Source organism: Blastococcus mobilis (assembly GCF_900188025.1).
GTDB classification, from domain to species: domain Bacteria; phylum Actinomycetota; class Actinomycetes; order Mycobacteriales; family Geodermatophilaceae; genus Blastococcus_B; species Blastococcus_B mobilis.
This window is the reverse complement of sequence record NZ_FZNO01000003.1, coordinates 138,227-154,935: the sequence shown is the minus strand read 5'-3', so window position 1 is coordinate 154,935 and position 16,709 is coordinate 138,227. Positions and strand designations below refer to the sequence as shown.

Genomic DNA, 16,709 nt, shown 5'->3' with positions numbered 1-16,709 from the left:
CATGAGCGCGGACGAGCGGGGCGGCCTCCGATGACCGCCAGCACCCGGCCGCGGACGTCGGGCGCTGAGCGCTCCGCCCGCGAGCGCGCCACGCCGACCCGCCACGAGCGCCCCTCGCGCTTCCAGGGGCCTGCCTGGCTGGACGGCCCGATGACCAGCAGCCACCTCGTCCTCGGCTCGGCCGGGCTGCTCCTGGCCATCGGTCTGGTCATGGTCTTCTCCGCCTCCTCGATCGAGGCTGCGCTGGAGGACCAGCCCGCGTGGGCCCCAGGTGTGCAGCAGCTGATCTGGGCAGGGCTGGGCGTCGTCGCGATGCTGGTGGCCCTGCGACTGCCGACCGGGCTGATCCGGCGGTGGTCGCCGGTCGCGCTGATCGTGGTCGCAGCGATGCTGCTCCTGGTCCTGGTGCCCGGTATCGGTGTGAAGCTCAACGGGGCACGGCAGTGGTTCGACCTGGGCTTCGCCCTGCTGCAGCCCTCGGAGATCGCCAAGCTCGTGTTCGCGCTCTGGGGCGCGCACGTCCTCGCCCTGCGCGAGCGCTACCTGACCACGTCGTCGCTGCTCGTCCCGGTGGTGCCGGTCTTCGGGATCCTGTCGCTGCTGATCATCGCGGAACCGGACTTCGGCGGCGTCGTGAGCCTCGGGCTGGTGCTGGTCGGACTGCTCTGGGCCGGCGGGATGCCGCTGCGCTGGTTCGGCTGGGCCATCGCCGGTGGCGCTGCAGGGCTCGCCGCCGTGGTGACGGTGTCGCCCGAGCGCATGTCCCGCATCACGTCGTTCCTCGACCCGTTCGCCGACCCCACCGACGGCGGCTTCCAGGCCATCCGTGGCATGTACGCGCTGGCCACCGGCGGCTTCTGGGGTGTGGGGCTGGGCAACAGCGCCATGAAGTGGAACCTCCTCCCGGAGGCGGAGTCCGACTTCATCTTCGCGATCATCGGCGAGGAGCTCGGCTTCCTCGGCTGCCTGGTCGTGGTCGCCCTCTACGGCGTGCTGGCCTGGGCCGGGTTCCGCATCGCCCGCCGCTCGGCCGACCGGTTCGTGCAGCTCGCCAGCGTCGGCATCACCGTGTGGCTGGTCGGTCAGGCCGCCATGAACATGGGCTACGTGGTCGGGCTGCTGCCGGTGACCGGGGTGACGCTGCCGCTGATCTCCGCGGGTGGCACGTCCCTCATCCTCACGCTCTTCATCGTCGGCCTGCTGGCCCGCTTCGCCCGGTCCGAGCCCGCCGCCATCGAGGCGCAGCGCGCCCAGACCCGCGGCCGGATCGCCCGGCTCCTCCTGCCCGTGCCCGCAGCGGCGGTCGACCCGGTGCGGCCGCGCCGCCGGCCGGAGGACCGCGCTCCGGTGCCATCGCCGGGCGGCGGTGGCCGGACCCTGCTCCGCACCCGGGCCGCGCCGTCCCGGCCCGACGCGCGCCGGGGGGCCGCACTGCGGACGGCTCCACCTGCCGAGGCCCAGCCGCTCCGCGAGCGTGTCGTGCCGCCTCGGGACCGCCGCCCCGCCGCGAACGGTGCCCGGGGTGGCGGGCGTCGCCAGCCCCCCGCAGGAGCGCCCCGGCGGCCCGGGGGTGCCCGATGAGCCGGACCCGCAGCGTCGTCCTGGCCGGCGGTGGCACGGGCGGGCACATCGAGCCGATGCTCGCTCTCGCCGACGCCCTCCGCCGCAGGGACGGCGACCTCCGGATCACCTGTCTGGGCACCGCCCGCGGCATGGAGACCCGGCTGGTTCCGGCCCGCGGCTACGACCTCCGGCTGATCCCGCCGGTGCCCCTGCCGCGGAAGCCGACCGTCGACCTGCTCCGGGTCCCCGGCCGGGTCCGGCGGGCGGTCGCGGACACCCGCGCCCTCCTGGACGAGGTGTCCGCCGACGTCGTCGTCGGCTTCGGCGGATACGTCGCCCTGCCGGCGTATCTGGCGGCCCGCAGGTCGGGCGTGCCGATCGTCGTCCACGAGCAGAACGCCCTGCCCGGCCTGGCCAACCGCGTCGGTGCCCGGCTGGCCGCCCGGGTGGCCGTCACCGCGCCGGGGACGCCGCTGTACCGCGGCGAGCACGTGGGGATGCCCCTGCGCACCGCCATCAGCTCGCTGGACCGCGCGGCGCGGCGGGTCGAGGCCCGGGCCGAGTTCGGGCTGGACGCCGACCGTCCCACGCTGCTGGTGTTCGGCGGCTCGCAGGGCGCCCAGACGCTGAACCGGGCCGGGGTCGCCGCCGCTGATGCGCTCACCGCCGCCGGGATCCAGGTGTTGCACGCCCGCGGCCCCAAGAACACCGAGGTGACCGTCCCCGGTCGCCCCCCGGGTAGTGCCCCCTACGTGGTCGTCGATTATCTGGAACGCATGGACCTCGCCTACGCCGCTGCCGATCTCGCCCTCTGCCGGGCCGGCGCGGTGACCGTGGCCGAGCTCTCCGCCGTCGGACTGCCCGCGGCCTTCGTGCCCCTGCCCATCGGCAACGGTGAGCAGCGCCGCAACGCGCTGCCGGTGGTCGAGGCCGGCGGCGGACTGCTCGTCGAGGACGCGGACCTGGACGCGGACTGGATCACCGAGCACCTCGTGCCGGTGCTGACCGACCCCGCGGCGCTGTCCGGGTACGCCCGGCACGCCGCGGCCGCCGGGGTGCCCGACGCCGACGACCGGCTGGCCGACATCGTGCTCGAGGTGGGCGCGCCGGCCGCCGAGGCGCGGACCGAGTCCGGGGGGCAGCGATGAGCGCGGCCGACGTCGCTGCCTGGACCGATCCCGTGCCGACGCTCGAGGAGCTGGGTGCGGTGCACTTCGTGGGCATCGGTGGAGCCGGGATGAGCGGCATCGCGCGGATCCTGCTCGCCCGCGGTGTCCGCGTCTCGGGAAGCGATCGACGCGACACGCCGACCCTGCTTGCGCTGCGGGCGCTCGGCGCGCAGGTGGCCGTCGGCCACGACCCGGCGAACCTGGACGGGGCCGACACCGTGGTCGTCTCCACCGCGATCCGACCGGACAATCCCGAGCTGGCGGTCGCCCGGCAGCTCGGGCTGCGGGTGCTGCCCCGGGCCGTGGCCCTGGCGGCGGTCATGGCGGGCCGGCGCAGCGTGGCCGTGGCCGGTACGCACGGGAAGACCTCGACCACCTCGATGCTGACCGTCGCCGTCCAGGCGTGCGGGGTCGACCCGTCGTTCGCGATCGGCGGTGACCTCAACGAATCGGGCAGCAATGCGCACGCGGGGGAGGGCGACGTCTTCGTCGCCGAGGCGGACGAGAGCGACCGGTCCTTCCTGCTCCTGGCCCCCTTCAGCGCGATCGTGACCAACGTCGAGGCCGATCACCTCGACAACTACGGCGACCTGGCGGCCGTCGAGGACTCGTTCGACCGGTTCCTCCAGACCGTCGACCCGGCCGGGTTCGTCGTGGTGTGCGCCGACGACCCGGGCGCCGCGCGGCTGCGCACGGTGTCCTGCACGGCTCGCCTGCGCACCTACGGCCGTGCTGCCGACGCCGACCTGCGGCTGTCCGGGCTCGAGGTGGGCCAGGACGCGACCAGCTACACGGCGACCCTCGACGGCGTCGAGCTGGGGCGGGTGCGGATCCAGGTGCCGGGGGAGCACATGGCGCTCAACAGTGCCGCCGCGCTGCTGACCGGTCTCGAGCTGGGGCTGCCCGCGGCCGACCTCATCGAGGGCCTGGCCCGCTTCGGCGGTGTGCACAGACGGTTCGAGCTGAAGGGCGTCGCCGGCGGGGTGCGCGTGTACGACGACTACGCCCATCACCCGACCGAGGTCACCGCGCAGCTGAAGGCCGCCCGTGCCGTCGCGGGGGAGGGGCGGCTGGTCGTCGCCTTCCAGCCCCATCTCTACAGCCGGACCCAGGAGTTCGCGGAGGGCTTCGGGCAGGCCCTCGGCCTCGCCGACGACGTCGTGGTGATGGACGTGTACGGCGCCCGGGAGGACCCGGTCCCCGGCGTCACCGGTGCGATGGTGGCCGACGCCGTCCCGCTGCCGCCCGGCCGCGTGCTGTTCGAGCCCTCCTGGTCGGCGACCGCCCCCGCTCTGGCCGCGCGGGCCCGGCCGGGCGACCTGGTGATGACCATGGGGGCCGGAGACGTCTCCATGGTCGGTCCGGAGGTGCTCGCGGCCCTGCGGGCGGGAACCGGCGGAGATCCGGCGGGCGCGGACCGGTGAGCCGGTCCGGCACGACCACGCGGGACCGCAGTGGCGGTCCCCAGCGGAGGGCCGGGGGCCGCAGTGCCGACCGCCGGGGGCCCGAGCGCCACGGGAACCAGCGCCGGGGGAGCACGAGGCACCCGTCCGCGGCGGTCACCCCGCTGGCCCGGCGGAGCGGCCGGCCCGCGGGCGCACGCCGCCGACCGGTGCAGGCCGTCGCCGCGTGCGTGGGCGTGGCGCTCCTCGCCTGGCTGCTGCTGGCCGGTCCGGTCCTCACGGTGCGCGCGGTGCAGGTCGACGGTCTCGCCACCCTGTCGGCCGATCTGGTCCAGGAGGCAGCGGGCATCGGCGGGGGGACGCCGCTGCTGCGGGTCGACGTCGATGCCGCGGAGGCACGGGTGGCCCGGCTTCCCCAGGTCGCGTCGGTCGAGGTGACCCGCGACTGGCCGGCCAGCGTCGTGATCACCGTCGTGGAGCGGGTGCCGGTCGCCGTCGTGGGCGAGCCGGGACGCCGATCCCTCATCGACGCCGAGGGCGTGCTGTTCGACACGGTCACCGGTTCCCCGCCCGACGGTGTCGTGCCGCTCGACGTCCGGTCCCCGGGACCGGACGATGCCGCCACCCTGGCCGGCATCGCCGCGGTCGGCTCGCTGCCGGCCGATGTCCGCAAGCAGGTGACCGGTGCCGCCGCCTCCAGCGCCGACGACATCTCGCTGACGCTGACCGACGGGACCGTCGTGCGCTGGGGCGACGCGTCGGAATCCGACGCGAAGGCCGCCGCGCTGGTGGGGCTGCTCGAGCAGATCGCCGACGGCAGCCTCGAACCGGCGGGGACCATCGACGTCAGCACGCCCGCCGCAGTGGTCCTCCGCTAGGTCGACGGGGCCGCGGCCCGACGCGGACGCGCTCCTCCCGTCCAGCGCACGGCGACCGTCGCAGTGGGTGGCCCGCTGCCTCCGGAGCGCTCCCGGCGGTTCCTGCGGCCGACACGCCAGCAGCAGCGACACGCCCGGCGCGCAACATCTCTTTGGCGAGTTCCCGATCCAGGAACCTCACAGGGTCTGGACCCCGACATGAGACGTTCCACAGGCGGGTCGTCACACGCAGTGGTGCTGATGTGACCAACGGGTCGCCAGTGTTCGGTGCGATCCGCTGTCACCGACACGCCGACCCGATGAGGGTGCTTGTAGCGCCTCTCCGGACCCACCTAACTTCATCCACGTCGACCAAGTTGACATAACTGTAAGCCTGTACTTGAGGATGAGGGTCCAGTTGGGGAGCGCCGCATGACACCTCCGCACAACTATCTAGCGGTCATCAAGGTCGTCGGCATCGGCGGCGGCGGGGTGAACGCGGTCAATCGCATGATCGAGGTCGGCCTCAAGGGGGTCGAGTTCATCGCGATCAACACCGATGCGCAGGCGCTGCTGATGAGCGACGCCGACGTCAAGCTCGATGTCGGCCGCGAGCTCACCCGCGGGCTGGGTGCCGGCGCCCAGCCCGATGTGGGGCGCCAGGCCGCCGAGGACCACCGCGAGGAGATCGAGGAGGTCCTCCAGGGGGCGGACATGGTCTTCGTGACGGCGGGCGAGGGTGGGGGCACGGGTACCGGCGGGGCGCCGGTCGTGGCGTCCATCGCCCGCAAGCTCGGCGCCCTGACCATCGGTGTGGTCACGCGGCCGTTCGCCTTCGAGGGCAAGCGGCGCGCGGTCCAGGCCGAGTCGGGCATCGAGGAACTGCGCAACGAGTGCGACACGCTGATCGTGATCCCGAACGACCGGCTGCTGCAGCTCGGGGACCGCAACGTCAGCGTGATGGACGCGTTCCGCACCGCCGACCAGGTGCTGCTGTCCGGTGTCCAGGGCATCACGGACCTGATCACGACGCCCGGGCTGATCAACCTGGACTTCGCCGACGTCAAGTCGGTCATGTCCGGCGCAGGCTCGGCGCTGATGGGCATCGGGAGCGCGCGCGGTGACAACCGTGCGCTGCTCGCCTCGGAGCAGGCCATCGCCAGCCCGCTGCTGGAGGCCTCGATGGAGGGCGCGCACGGGGTGCTGCTGTCGATCTCCGGCGGGTCGGACCTGGGTCTCTTCGAGATCAACGAGGCCGCCTCGCTGGTGTCCGACGCGGCGCATCCGGACGCCAACATCATCTTCGGTGCGACGATCGACGACGCGCTGGGTGACGAGGTGCGGGTGACCGTCATCGCCGCCGGTTTCGACAGCGGCCGGCCCAGTGCCCGCCAGGCCGCCGAGGCGGCAGCGGCCGCGGGCGGATCCGCTGCCTCGGCGCCCGCGGGCCTCCCGCCGTACCGCCGGCCGATGTCGCCCCTGGGTCAGCAGCCGGGGGGAGAGCGGCGGGTCGTCCCGCAGACCGCCCAGGCGGCGCCTGCCGCTCCGGTGGAGGCCGCGGCTCCGGCACCTGCCCCCGCGGCGGCTCCGGCGCGCCCGGCCGCCGTGAACGGGGGCGGCATCACCGTGCCGCCGTTGCCGCCCATCCCCGGTCCGGTCTCCGGCCGGCGTCCGCTCTCCAGTGACGACTTCGAGGAAGAGCTCGACATCCCGGAGTTCCTCAAGCAGTAAGAGGACCCCGTCCTCCCCACCCTTCGCAAGCTCAGGGTGGGACCCGGGACGGGGCCGCGGGGGGCCGCTCCAGCACGTCACCTGGGGTGGCCCGGGACCACGTCACCTGGGGTGGCCCGGGACGGGGCCGTAAGGTCGTCCTCGATGAGCACTTCACCGGCCGCCTCGTCGGCGGTGCGGCCCCGCCGGGTCGTCACCGACCGGCGGGGCGGCCGGTCCCGTCCTCCCTACGACTCCTTCAACCTGGGCGACCACGTCGGTGACGACGCGGCCGACGTCGCGGCCAACCGCGATCGGGTCGCCCGCGAGCTGGGCGTGCCGGGGGACCGGCTGGTCTGGATGAACCAGGTGCACGGCACCGGCGTCGCCGTCGTCGACGGTCCCCAGGACGGCCCGGTGCTCGGCACGGACGCGCTCGTGACCACCACGCCCGGGCTCGTCCTGTGCGTCCTGGTCGCCGATTGCGTTCCCGTGCTGCTGGCCGACCCCGTCGCCGGCGTGGTCGCCGCCGTGCACGCCGGGCGCGAAGGGGTCCGGCGCGGCGTCGTCCCGGCGACGCTGTCGGCCATGGCGAGTCTGGGCGCACGGGCCCGGCACGTGAGCGCACTGCTGGGACCCGCGGTGTGCGGGGAGTGCTACGAGGTGCCGGCGGAGATGCAGGCCGACGTCGCCCGCGTCGCGCCGGCTGCCGCGGTGCGCACCCGGAAGGGCACGCCGGGCCTGGACCTGCGGGCCGCCGTCGCTGACGGGCTGCGCCGCGCCGGGATCCCCGAGGTCGTCCAGGACCCGCGCTGCACCGCGGAGGATCCCCACCTCTTCTCCCACCGGCGCGACGGCGTCACCGGGCGGCAGGCAGGGATCGTCTGGCTCGGCTGAGTACCGCGGACGAGGGGGCCGGCTCCGGCTGGTCCGGCACGCGGACCGGCCGCCGTGCCCGACGCCCCCGGCCGATGCTCCGGGGGATGGCGCGACGCCTCCTGGAGGGCGGCCGGCGCGCCTAGCCTCGTCGGATGGAGGGCCGCGGGCGGAACTCCCGGTTCCGTCCTGACATCGAGGGCCTGCGCGCCGTCGCGGTGCTGGCGGTCGTCCTCTTCCACGCCGACGTGCCTGGTCTTCCGGGCGGGTTCGTCGGCGTCGACATCTTCTTCGTCATCTCGGGGTTCCTCATCACCGGTCTGCTGTGGCGGGAGGTCCAGAGCAGCGGCAGGGTCCGGCTGGCCCGGTTCTACGGCGCCCGTGCCCGCCGTCTGCTGCCGGCCGGTGTCCTGGTCCTGGTCACCACCGCGGTGGCGTCGGTCTGGCTGCTCCCCCCGCTCCAGGCGCGGTCCGTCCTGGGCGACGTCGTCGCAGGCGCCCTGTACGTCGGCAACTATCGCTTCGCCGTCCAAGGGACCGACTACCTCACCGCGGACGTTCCGCCCTCGCCGGTCCAGCACTACTGGTCCCTGGGCGTGGAGGAGCAGTTCTACCTCTTCTGGCCGGCGCTGCTGATCGCCGCCGCATGGCTGGGCTCGCGGCTCAGCAGGAACCGCGACCGGCTGCCGCTGGGCGGCCGGCGTCCGGTGCTGCCGGCCCTGATCGTCCTCGGTGTGGTCGCGGGAGCCTCGTTCCTGCTCTCCCTGCGCTGGACCACCGACCTGCCACCGTGGGCCTTCTTCTCCCTCCCGTCGCGCGCGTGGCAGCTGGCGGTGGGCGGTCTGGTGGCGCTGAGCACGGCCTGGTGGCGCCGGCTGCCGGACCCGGCGGCCGGGCTCGCCGGCTGGACCGGGCTCGGGCTGATCGCGCTGGCCGCCGTCCGGCTGGACGAGTCGACGCCGTACCCCGGCGTGGCCGCGCTGCTGCCGGGGCTGGGGGCGGCGCTGGTGGTGATCGGCGGCTGCTCGCGACCCGATCGGGGCGTGGGCGTTCCCCTCTCCAGCCCGCCGATGCGGTTGATCGGGCGCCTGTCGTACTCCTGGTACCTGTGGCACTGGCCGGTGCTGCTGCTGGGCCCTGTGGTCATGGGTCACTCCCTCGGCCTGACCGCCCGCCTGGTCGCGGCCGCCGTGGCCGGGGGGCTGGCGATGCTCACGCTCGTCGCCGTCGAGAACCCGGTCCGGTTCGCGGCGCCGTTGCGCGCCTCCGGCGGCCGCAGCCTCCTCCTCGGCGGCGCACTCACCGCGATGGGCGTCTGCGCGTCGCTGGTTCTCGTGTCCACCGTTCCGACACCCGTGGGCCGCGGCGCGGCGGCCCGGGCTCCGGAGATCGAGGCACGGCCACCGGCGGCCCCGGCGCCACCGGCGCCACCGGCGGAGCCGACCCCGGATCCCGCGAAGGCGGCGCTGGAGGCGCTGACCGCACAGGTCCACGCCGCGGTGGCCGCGTCGGCCGATCGTCAGGCCGTGCCGTCCAACCTGACCCCGCCGCTGGCCGATGCCTTCGCCGAGAAACCGGAGGTCTTCGTCAACGGCTGCGTGCGGTCGTGGCTCTACGTGGGGCAGGGCGAGTGCGCCTACGGCGCCGCCGCGTCTGCGACCCGCGTAGCGCTGGTCGGGGACTCGCACGCCGCCATGTGGTTCCCCGCACTCGAGCAGGTCGCCGCCCGGCGGCAGTGGCGGCTGGAGACCATGGGGAAGGTGACCTGCCCGCTGCTGGACCTCCCGATCACCAGCCCCTACCTGGGTCGCACCTACACCGAGTGCACGCAGTGGCGCGGCCAGGTCCTCGACCGGCTGCGGAGGGAACGACCGGCCCTGATCGTCCTGAGCATGTCCCGCCGGTACGGCTCCGACTTCGGGTTCACCGTCTACAGCCGTCAGTGGCTCGACAGCCTGACGCGCCTCGTCGGGGAGCTGCGGTCCACCGGCGCCGCCGTCCTGGTGCTGGGTCCGGTTCCCGACCCGCGCTCCTTCGTCCCGACCTGCCTGTCCGCGCACCTCGACTCGGCCACCGCCTGCAGCCCCGACCGCGCCGCCGCGGTGAGCGATGCCGGGATCATCGCTGAGGAGCAGGCGACGGCGGCCGGCGCCGGTCACTACGCGGTGCTGACCGACCTCTTCTGCACACCCGCCCGCTGCCCGGTGATCGTCGGCAATCAGCTGGTCTACCGCGACGACAACCACCTCACGGTCGGCTACGCGACCTGGCTCGCGCCCGTCATCGACGCGCACGTCACCGTGGCGATGGCCGGCGGCTGACCGGGCAGGGTGCAGTCAGCCGGGAGCGTCGGCTGGAAGGATCAGCGGCATGGCCGATCTGGAAGGCAATCTGCGCTCGGTCCAGGCGCGGATCGCCGCAGCCGCGCGAGCGGCCGGACGCGACCCGGCGTCGGTCGCCCTGCTCGCCATCAGCAAGACCTGGCCCGCCGCCGACGTCCGCGCCCTGGCCGGGCTCGGCCAGGCCGACTTCGGCGAGAACCGGGCGCAGGAACTCGTCGGCAAGGCGACCGAGCTCGCCGACCTACCGCTGCGGTGGCACTTCGTCGGCCAGCTCCAGCGCAACAAGGCCGCTGCGGTGGCCCGGCTCGGTGCCGTCGTGCACTCGGTCGACCGGCCGTCGCTGGCCGCCGTGCTCGACCGGGTGGGCCGGGAGGGGAGCCCCGTGCAGGTGCTGCTCCAGGTGGACCTCGGGGGACAGCCCGGGGGAGAGGCCGCCCGCGGCGGGGCCCTGCCCGACGACGTTCCCGCCCTGGCCGATCTCGTCGCCGCCGCCTCGGGCCTCCGGCTGCGTGGTCTGATGGCCGTCGCTCCCCTCGGGGAGGACCCGCGGCCGGCGTTCGACCGGCTCGCCGCCCTCGCCGCCCGGGTGCGAGCGGACCACCCCGAGGCGGTCGACCTGTCCGCCGGCATGAGCGGGGACCTCGAGGCGGCCGTCGCGGCCGGCGCGACGATCGTGCGTGTCGGAACCGCGCTCTTCGGCGATCGGCCCCTACCCTGCGACGGAGATCAGAACTCACCAGCCACTCGAGTCACACGGGTCACTCGGGCCTCCGGAGCCTCCGGCGGGCCGTGACGACCGCAGTACGGACGCGACGCTGAGGACGCCAGCAGAGGGGGAGGTCCGATGGCTGGAGCCATGCGGAGAATGGGTATCTACCTGGGGCTCGTCGAGGACGACGACGCCCGCGGCTACGGCCGGTACGACGCCCGCCAGCCGGAGCACCCGGAGCACGACCGCCGCTACGCCGGTCGGTACGCCGACGACCGGTACGACGGCCCCTACGAGGACGAGTACTCGTCGGGCTACGGCGACGACGCGCCGGACGTCGACGACCTCCCCCCGGCGCGCGAGCCGGAGGCTCTGCCGGTGCGCCGCGAGCGTGCCGTGCGCCCGATCGGCCTCGCGCCGGCCGGCGCCGCCGGTACCCCGTCGCGGGTGAGCGCCCTGAGCGGCACGGGAACGGCCGGCTCGGGGATGGGCAACGGCGCCATGGGCAGCGGGCCCGTGGGCGCGACCGCCGCGAAGCTCCCCGTCCGTGAGCCGGTCGTGGCCGTCGCGGAGCCGACACCGGCCCCCGCGCCGCAGCCCTACCGGATCACCACCCTGCACCCGCGCACCTACAACGAGGCGCGCACGATCGGGGAGCGGTTCCGGGACGGCATGCCGGTCATCATGAACCTGACCGAGATGGACGACTCCGACGCGAAGCGGCTCGTCGACTTCGCTGCGGGCCTGTCCTTCGGACTGCGCGGTAGTATCGAGCGCGTCACGGCGAAGGTCTTCCTGCTCAGCCCGCAGAACGTCGACGTGACGGCCGAGGACAAGGCCCGGATCCGCGAAGGCGGGTTCTTCAACCAGTCCTGAGGCGTGCGTGAGGGGAGCTCGCGCGACGGTGGACACGGCACGCTAGGTGCCCCGAACGAACGAGGACCGTGGCTCTCATCTGGCAGATCGTCTCGTCGGTCCTGCTCGTCTTCCTCGTCCTGCTCTTCGCGCGGTTCGTCGTCGACTGGGTGATGGTGCTGGCCCGCAGCTGGCGGCCCTCCGGGCTCGTCGCCGCGGGGCTGGAAGTCGTCTACGCCACGACCGACCCTCCGCTGAAGGCGGTGCGCAAGGTCATCCCGCCCCTGAACCTGGGGTCCATCAGACTGGACCTCGGGTTTATGGTGCTGTTGATCGCCGTGTTGATCCTCAAGAGCATCACGGACTCGCTCGCTTATGGCTGAGGCCATCGGGACCAGCGCGGAACCGGCCTGGTCCGCCGCCGCTCGTCCGAGAACGTCCCTGTTCCCGCCGTCCCACCCGAGGTGACCCCGATGCCACTCACGCCTGCCGACGTGCACAACGTCGTCTTCAAGAAGCCGCCCATCGGGAAGCGGGGCTACGACGAGGACGAGGTCGACGCCTTCCTCGACGTCGTGGAGGCCGAGCTCGCGCGCCTCATCGAGGAGAACAACGAGCTGCGCTCCACCGTCGGCCGCGGCGGTGCCCGGATGGAGGAGGCGCCGGCTGCGGTGGCCACCCCGGCCCCCACCGCCCCGCCCCCGCCGCCGGTGCAGCAGCCGCGTGAGGACGACAGCGCCCGCGCCTCGCGGATGCTGGCCCTGGCCACCGAGACCGCGGACCGCTACGTCAACGAGGCCAAGACGCAGGCCGAGCAGATGCTGACCGGCGCCAAGACCAACAGTGAACGGTTGATGGCGGAGGCCCGCACCAAGAGCGAGCAGATGGTCGCCGAGGCCAAGCACCGTGCCGAGTCGATGGTCGGGGATGCCCGGACGCGCGCCGAGACGATGGAGCGCGAGTCGCGGGCCAAGGCGGCGGCTCTGGAGCAGGACGCCGAGCGCCGGCACGTCGAGGCGATGAGCGGCCTGGAGGAGAAGCGCAGCAGCCTGGAGCGCAAGATCGAGGAGCTGCGGACCTTCGAGCGGGAGTACCGCACCCGGCTGCGCTCCTACCTGGAGTCGCACCTGCGCGACCTGGACAGTCGTGGATCCGCGGAGCCGGCAGCGGCCAACCGGCAGAACCAGCACGCACCCGCGTAGACCTCGTGCACCCAGGGCCCGGACCGTTCGGTCCGGGCCCTGCGGCGTCCCGGGCTGCTGAAGGGGCCCTCCGCAGGGGGCCGCGCCGAGCGTGCGAGGTGTGGGGAGCGGAGGGTCCTTCTAGAGTCGCAGCGTGATCTTGGCTGCCGGCCTGCTGGTGCTCCTGGGCCTCGGACTGTTCGTCGCGGGCATCCTCACCGGGATGACCGCCCTCTACTGGGCATGCGTCGCGGTGTGCGTGGTGGCTGCGGTCCTGCTCGCCCTGACCCGGCGGCAGATGGGCGCCGCCACCCGCGCGGAGGCGGTGGCCGCTCCCGCAGCGCCCGTGACGCCGGTGTCGCCCGGGGATGGGCCGGCGCGCGAGCCCGGCAGCGGCTCTCCGCCGCCGCGGGCCGTCGACGACCGCGCGTCCGACGCAGCCGCCGTCGTGCCGGCCGGGGCGACCGCCGCGTCGGTCGCCGCTGAGCCGGAGCAACTGGCGGACCCGCCGGTCGAGGAGGTCGAGGTCACCGATCTGCTGATGGTGGTCGACCTCACCGACGAGGTGCTCGTCGTCGACGAGCGCCCGCGCTACCACCTGGCCGGGTGCGTACACCTCAGCGGGCGGACGGCGATCCCGCTGCCGCTGGACGAGGCGCGGACCGACGGCTTCACGCCGTGCGCGGTCTGCGCCCCCGACCGCACCCTCGCCCAGCGGGCCCGGGAACGGAGGGCCGGCCGGAGCGGCTGACCCGGCTCACCTCCCGGCGAGAGAACCTCCCGTGCGGGCGATGCTCATCCGCAGTCCGGGCAGGCCGTCCACGCGGGCGGCGCGGCCGCCCAGCGCTTCGGGGACCGTCGCCGATCGGGGGTCCGGGCCCTCGGAATCGGGGTGCACCGCCGTGGCGAGCACCTCGGCGGCCAACTGCGACTCGTGTTCGGTGAGAGCCCGCCGGATCTGCTCGTCCTCGGCCGTCCACCACAGCTCGATCCGGTCGCTGACCTCCAGTCCGCTGGACTTGCGAGCCTCCTGGATGAGGCGGACCACCTCGCGGACGAGTCCGGCGCGTTCGAGCTCCGGCGTGAGGGCGAGGTCCAGCGCGACGGTCAGTCCGCCCCCGCTGGCCACCGTCCACCCCTCCCGCGGCGTCTCGGTGACGATCAGGTCGCCGTCCTCGAGCGGGACGGGCGCGCCGTCGACCTGCACGGTCGCGGTGCCCGCCCGGTAGGCGGCGGTGAGTTCGGCCGCGTCGGCGGCGGCCACGGCCTTCGCCACGGCCTGGACCTGCTTGCCCAGCCGCCGCCCCACGGCCCGGAAGTCGACCTTCAGGCTGACGTCGACCAACGCACCGTCGGCACCCGACAGCTCGGCCATGTCGAGCACGTTGAGCTCGTCGGCCACCTCGGCGATCAGCTCGGCAGGCAGCGAGGCCCACCCGGGCGCCGCGACGACCGCGCGGGCCAGCGGCTGACGGGTGCGCACCTTCGCCGAGGTGCGAGCCGAGCGGCCCAGCTCGACCAGGCGACGGACCAGGGTCACCTGGGCCACGAGCTCGTCGTCACGGGCGTCCTCGTCGACGGCCGGCCACGAGGCCAGGTGCACCGAGTCGGGCGCGTCCCCGCCGAGGCCGGGCAGCACCGCGCGGGTCCAGACCTCGTCGGTCACGAACGGGGTGAACGGGGCCATGAGCCGGGTCAGGCCGTCGAGGACCTCGTGCAGGGTGGCCAGGGCGGCGGGATCGCCGTCCCAGAACCGGCGGCGGGAACGGCGGACGTACCAGTTGGACAGGTCGTCGACGAACCCGGCGAGCAGCCGGCCGGCACCCTGGGTGTCGAAGTCCTCCAGCGCCGTGGTGACGTCCTCGGTGACGGCGGCCAGTGTGGCCAGCGCCCAGCGGTCCAGCAGCGGCCGCTCGGCCCGTGCAGGGGCAGGCGTGGATGCCGGGTCCCAGCCGTTGGTGTCGGCGTACAGCGTGAAGAAGCTCGCGGTGTTCCAGTAGGTGAGCAGGACCTTGCGGACGACCTCGGACAGCGTCTCGTGTCCCACCCGGCGGGCCGACCACGGCGAGCCGCCGGCCAGCATGAACCAGCGGACGGCGTCGGCGCCGTGCCGGTCCATGAGCGGGATGGGCTCGAGGATGTTGCCCAGGTGCTTGCTCATCTTGCGGCCGTCCTCGGCGAGGATGTGGCCCAGGCACAGCACGTTCTCGTACGAGCTCTCGTCGAACACCAGGGTGCCGACCGCCATCAGCGTGTAGAACCAGCCGCGGGTCTGGTCGATCGCCTCGCAGATGAACTGCGCCGGGTAGGAGGCCTCGAACTTCTCCTTGTTGCGGTGCGGTGCGCCCCACTGGGCGAACGGCATGGACCCGGAGTCGTACCAGGCGTCGATCACCTGCCGGACCCGCCGGTAGGTGCCCTCCTCACCGGGGCGGGTGAAGGTGACGTCGTCGATGAACGGCCGGTGCGGGTCGAGGCCGGCGAGGTCCCGGCCGGTCAGCTCCGACAGCTCGGCGAGGGACCCGACGGCGATCAGCTTCGACGGGTCGGCGTCGTTGCGCCAGATCGGCAGCGGCGTCCCCCAGTAGCGGTCGCGGGAGAGCGCCCAGTCGACGTTGTTGTTCAGCCAGTCGCCGTAGCGGCCCCACTGGATGTTCTCCGGGTGCCAGTGCGTCTTCTCGTTCTCGGCGAGCAGCCGATCCTTGATCGCGCTGGTCCTGATGTACCAGGACGGCTGGGCGTAGTACATGAGCGGCGTGTGGCAGCGCCAGCAGTGCGGATAGCTGTGCTCGTACCGCAGCTCGCGGAAGAGGACGCCGCGGGACTGCAGATCCTCGACCAGCGCGGCGTCGGCGGCCTTGAAGAAGTGCCCGCCCACCAGCGGGAGCTCGGGCAGGAAGTGCCCGGTCGGGTCGATCGGGTTGACCACCGGCAGGCCGTAGCCGCGGCAGACCGCGAGGTCCTCCGCGCCGAATGCCGGCGACTGGTGCACCAGGCCGGTGCCGTCGTCGGTGGTCACGTAGTCGGCCAGGACGACGTAGTGCGCGTCGCCCTCGGGGAACTCCACCAGCTCGAAGGGCCGCTGGTAGTGGACCCGCTCCCAGTCGCGGCCGCTCGTGCGGGCGAGGATCTCCACGTCCTCGCCCAGCACCGCGGTCACCAACGGCTCGGCCACCACGAAGGTGCCGGCGTCCGTGCGGGCCACGACGTAGGTCACGTCCGGGTGGACGGCGACCGCCGTGTTCGACGGCAGCGTCCAGGGCGTCGTCGTCCAGATCAGCAGGTCGGCCTTGCCGGCCCACTCTCCGCTGGTGACCGGCAGCCGGACGTAGACCGAGGGATCGGTGAGCGTCTCGTAGCCCTGGGCGACCTCGTGGTCGGACAGGCCGGTGCCGCAGCGCGGGCAGTACGGGGCGACCCGGTGGTCCTCGACGAGCAGGCCCTTGTCGAAGATCTGCTTGAGCGACCACCAGACGCTCTCGATGTAGGCCGGGTCCATCGTCCAGTAGGCCGTGGACATGTCGACCCAGTAGCCCATGCGGCGGGTCAGCTCGGCGAACGAGTCGACGTGCCGCTCCACCGACTCGCGGCAGCGGGCGTTGAACTCGGCGATGCCGTAGCGCTCGATGTCGGGCTTGCCCGCGAACCCCAGCTCCTGCTCCACGGCGATCTCCACGGGCAGCCCGTGGCAGTCCCAGCCCGCCCGGCGGGGCACGTGCCAGCCCTGCATGGTCTTGAACCGCGGGAAGACGTCCTTGAACGCCCGGGCCTCGATGTGGTGGGTCCCCGGCCGGCCGTTGGCGGTGGGCGGACCCTCGTAGAAGACCCACTGCGGCTTGCCGGCGGAGGCCTCCAGCGACCGGGCGAAGACCTTGTCGGCCTCCCAGCGCTGCAGGATCTGCTTCTCCATGGCCGGCAGGTCGACCTGCGGGGGCAGCGCGGCGAACGGACCGGCGGGGGCGGGGGCACTCACGGGACCCATTCTCCCCGAACCGCCAAACGGGTCGCCGGGCGCGTCCTCGCCCGGCCGCGCCGGAACGGCGC

The 16,709-nt window shown here is 73.9% G+C and carries 13 protein-coding genes; 12 read left to right on the top strand and 1 reads right to left on the bottom strand.

Annotation, left to right across the window (positions count from 1 at the left end; translation table 11 throughout):
* The first annotated feature begins 30 nt into the window (after nt 1–30).
* From ftsW to CHB94_RS04010, 12 genes are all read left to right on the top strand, one after another.
* Complete coding sequence (ftsW, locus tag CHB94_RS04065) at nt 31–1,581, top strand: putative lipid II flippase FtsW (protein WP_303395978.1); 1,551 nt, start codon at nt 31–33, stop codon at nt 1,579–1,581.
* Entirely contained in the window at nt 1,578–2,711 is a 1,134-nt protein-coding gene (murG, locus tag CHB94_RS04060) for an undecaprenyldiphospho-muramoylpentapeptide beta-N-acetylglucosaminyltransferase (RefSeq protein WP_089335308.1), read from the top strand. Before ftsW ends, murG begins: the two co-directional genes overlap by 4 nt.
* Nucleotides 2,708–4,156, top strand: a complete 1,449-nt coding sequence (murC, locus tag CHB94_RS04055) for a UDP-N-acetylmuramate--L-alanine ligase (RefSeq protein ID WP_089335307.1) — start codon at nt 2,708–2,710, stop codon at nt 4,154–4,156. The genes murG and murC overlap by 4 nt, the downstream gene beginning before the upstream one ends.
* 188 nt (nt 4,157–4,344) lie before the next feature.
* Entirely contained in the window at nt 4,345–5,013 is a 669-nt protein-coding gene (locus CHB94_RS04050) for a cell division protein FtsQ/DivIB (RefSeq protein ID WP_254920383.1), read from the top strand.
* Between the two features lie 411 nt (nt 5,014–5,424).
* Nucleotides 5,425–6,723 carry a cell division protein FtsZ gene (ftsZ, locus tag CHB94_RS04045; RefSeq protein WP_089335305.1) on the top strand — a complete coding sequence of 433 codons (1,299 nt, stop codon included), beginning with the start codon at nt 5,425–5,427 and terminating at the stop codon, nt 6,721–6,723.
* Between the two features lie 144 nt (nt 6,724–6,867).
* Nucleotides 6,868–7,599, top strand: coding sequence for a peptidoglycan editing factor PgeF (gene pgeF, locus CHB94_RS04040; RefSeq protein WP_217899155.1), 732 nt, complete (start codon nt 6,868–6,870; stop codon nt 7,597–7,599).
* A 134-nt stretch (nt 7,600–7,733) separates the two neighbouring features.
* Nucleotides 7,734–9,899, top strand: coding sequence for an acyltransferase family protein (locus CHB94_RS04035; protein ID WP_089335304.1), 2,166 nt, complete (start codon nt 7,734–7,736; stop codon nt 9,897–9,899).
* Between the two features lie 49 nt (nt 9,900–9,948).
* Nucleotides 9,949–10,713: a YggS family pyridoxal phosphate-dependent enzyme gene (locus CHB94_RS04030; protein ID WP_176445407.1), complete on the top strand. Its 765-nt coding sequence runs from the start codon at nt 9,949–9,951 to the stop codon at nt 10,711–10,713.
* 72 nt (nt 10,714–10,785) lie between these two features.
* A complete protein-coding gene (locus CHB94_RS26550; RefSeq protein WP_303395977.1) occupies nt 10,786–11,505 on the top strand; it encodes a cell division protein SepF in 720 nt (239 codons plus the stop codon).
* 68 nt (nt 11,506–11,573) lie between these two features.
* Nucleotides 11,574–11,867 carry a YggT family protein gene (locus CHB94_RS04020; protein ID WP_089335302.1) on the top strand — a complete coding sequence of 98 codons (294 nt, stop codon included), beginning with the start codon at nt 11,574–11,576 and terminating at the stop codon, nt 11,865–11,867.
* Nucleotides 11,868–11,957: 90 nt separating this feature from the next.
* On the top strand, nt 11,958–12,686 hold the full coding sequence (wag31, locus tag CHB94_RS04015) for a DivIVA-like cell division protein Wag31 (protein WP_089335301.1): 729 nt from the start codon (nt 11,958–11,960) through the stop codon (nt 12,684–12,686).
* A 133-nt stretch (nt 12,687–12,819) separates the two neighbouring features.
* A complete protein-coding gene (locus CHB94_RS04010) occupies nt 12,820–13,416 on the top strand; it encodes a hypothetical protein (RefSeq protein WP_089335300.1) in 597 nt (198 codons plus the stop codon).
* 6 nt (nt 13,417–13,422) lie between these two features.
* Here CHB94_RS04010 and ileS read toward each other — a convergent pair whose 3' ends face one another.
* Complete coding sequence (ileS, locus tag CHB94_RS04005) at nt 13,423–16,638, bottom strand: isoleucine--tRNA ligase (RefSeq protein ID WP_254920382.1); 3,216 nt, start codon at nt 16,636–16,638, stop codon at nt 13,423–13,425.
* Nucleotides 16,639–16,709: the final 71 nt, after the last annotated feature.

Bases quoted from the DNA above. Each gene is read 5' to 3' on its own strand.
- wag31 (WP_089335301.1), top strand. From the start codon at position 11,958: ATGCCACTCACGCCTGCCGACGTGCACAACGTCGTCTTCAAGAAGCCG.
- murC (WP_089335307.1), top strand. From the start codon at position 2,708: ATGAGCGCGGCCGACGTCGCTGCCTGGACCGATCCCGTGCCGACGCTC.
- ftsW (WP_303395978.1), top strand. From the start codon at position 31: ATGACCGCCAGCACCCGGCCGCGGACGTCGGGCGCTGAGCGCTCCGCC.
- CHB94_RS04035 (WP_089335304.1), top strand. From the start codon at position 7,734: ATGGAGGGCCGCGGGCGGAACTCCCGGTTCCGTCCTGACATCGAGGGC.
- CHB94_RS26550 (WP_303395977.1), top strand. From the start codon at position 10,786: ATGGGTATCTACCTGGGGCTCGTCGAGGACGACGACGCCCGCGGCTAC.
- CHB94_RS04030 (WP_176445407.1), top strand. From the start codon at position 9,949: ATGGCCGATCTGGAAGGCAATCTGCGCTCGGTCCAGGCGCGGATCGCC.
- pgeF (WP_217899155.1), top strand. From the start codon at position 6,868: ATGAGCACTTCACCGGCCGCCTCGTCGGCGGTGCGGCCCCGCCGGGTC.
- ftsZ (WP_089335305.1), top strand. From the start codon at position 5,425: ATGACACCTCCGCACAACTATCTAGCGGTCATCAAGGTCGTCGGCATC.
- murG (WP_089335308.1), top strand. From the start codon at position 1,578: ATGAGCCGGACCCGCAGCGTCGTCCTGGCCGGCGGTGGCACGGGCGGG.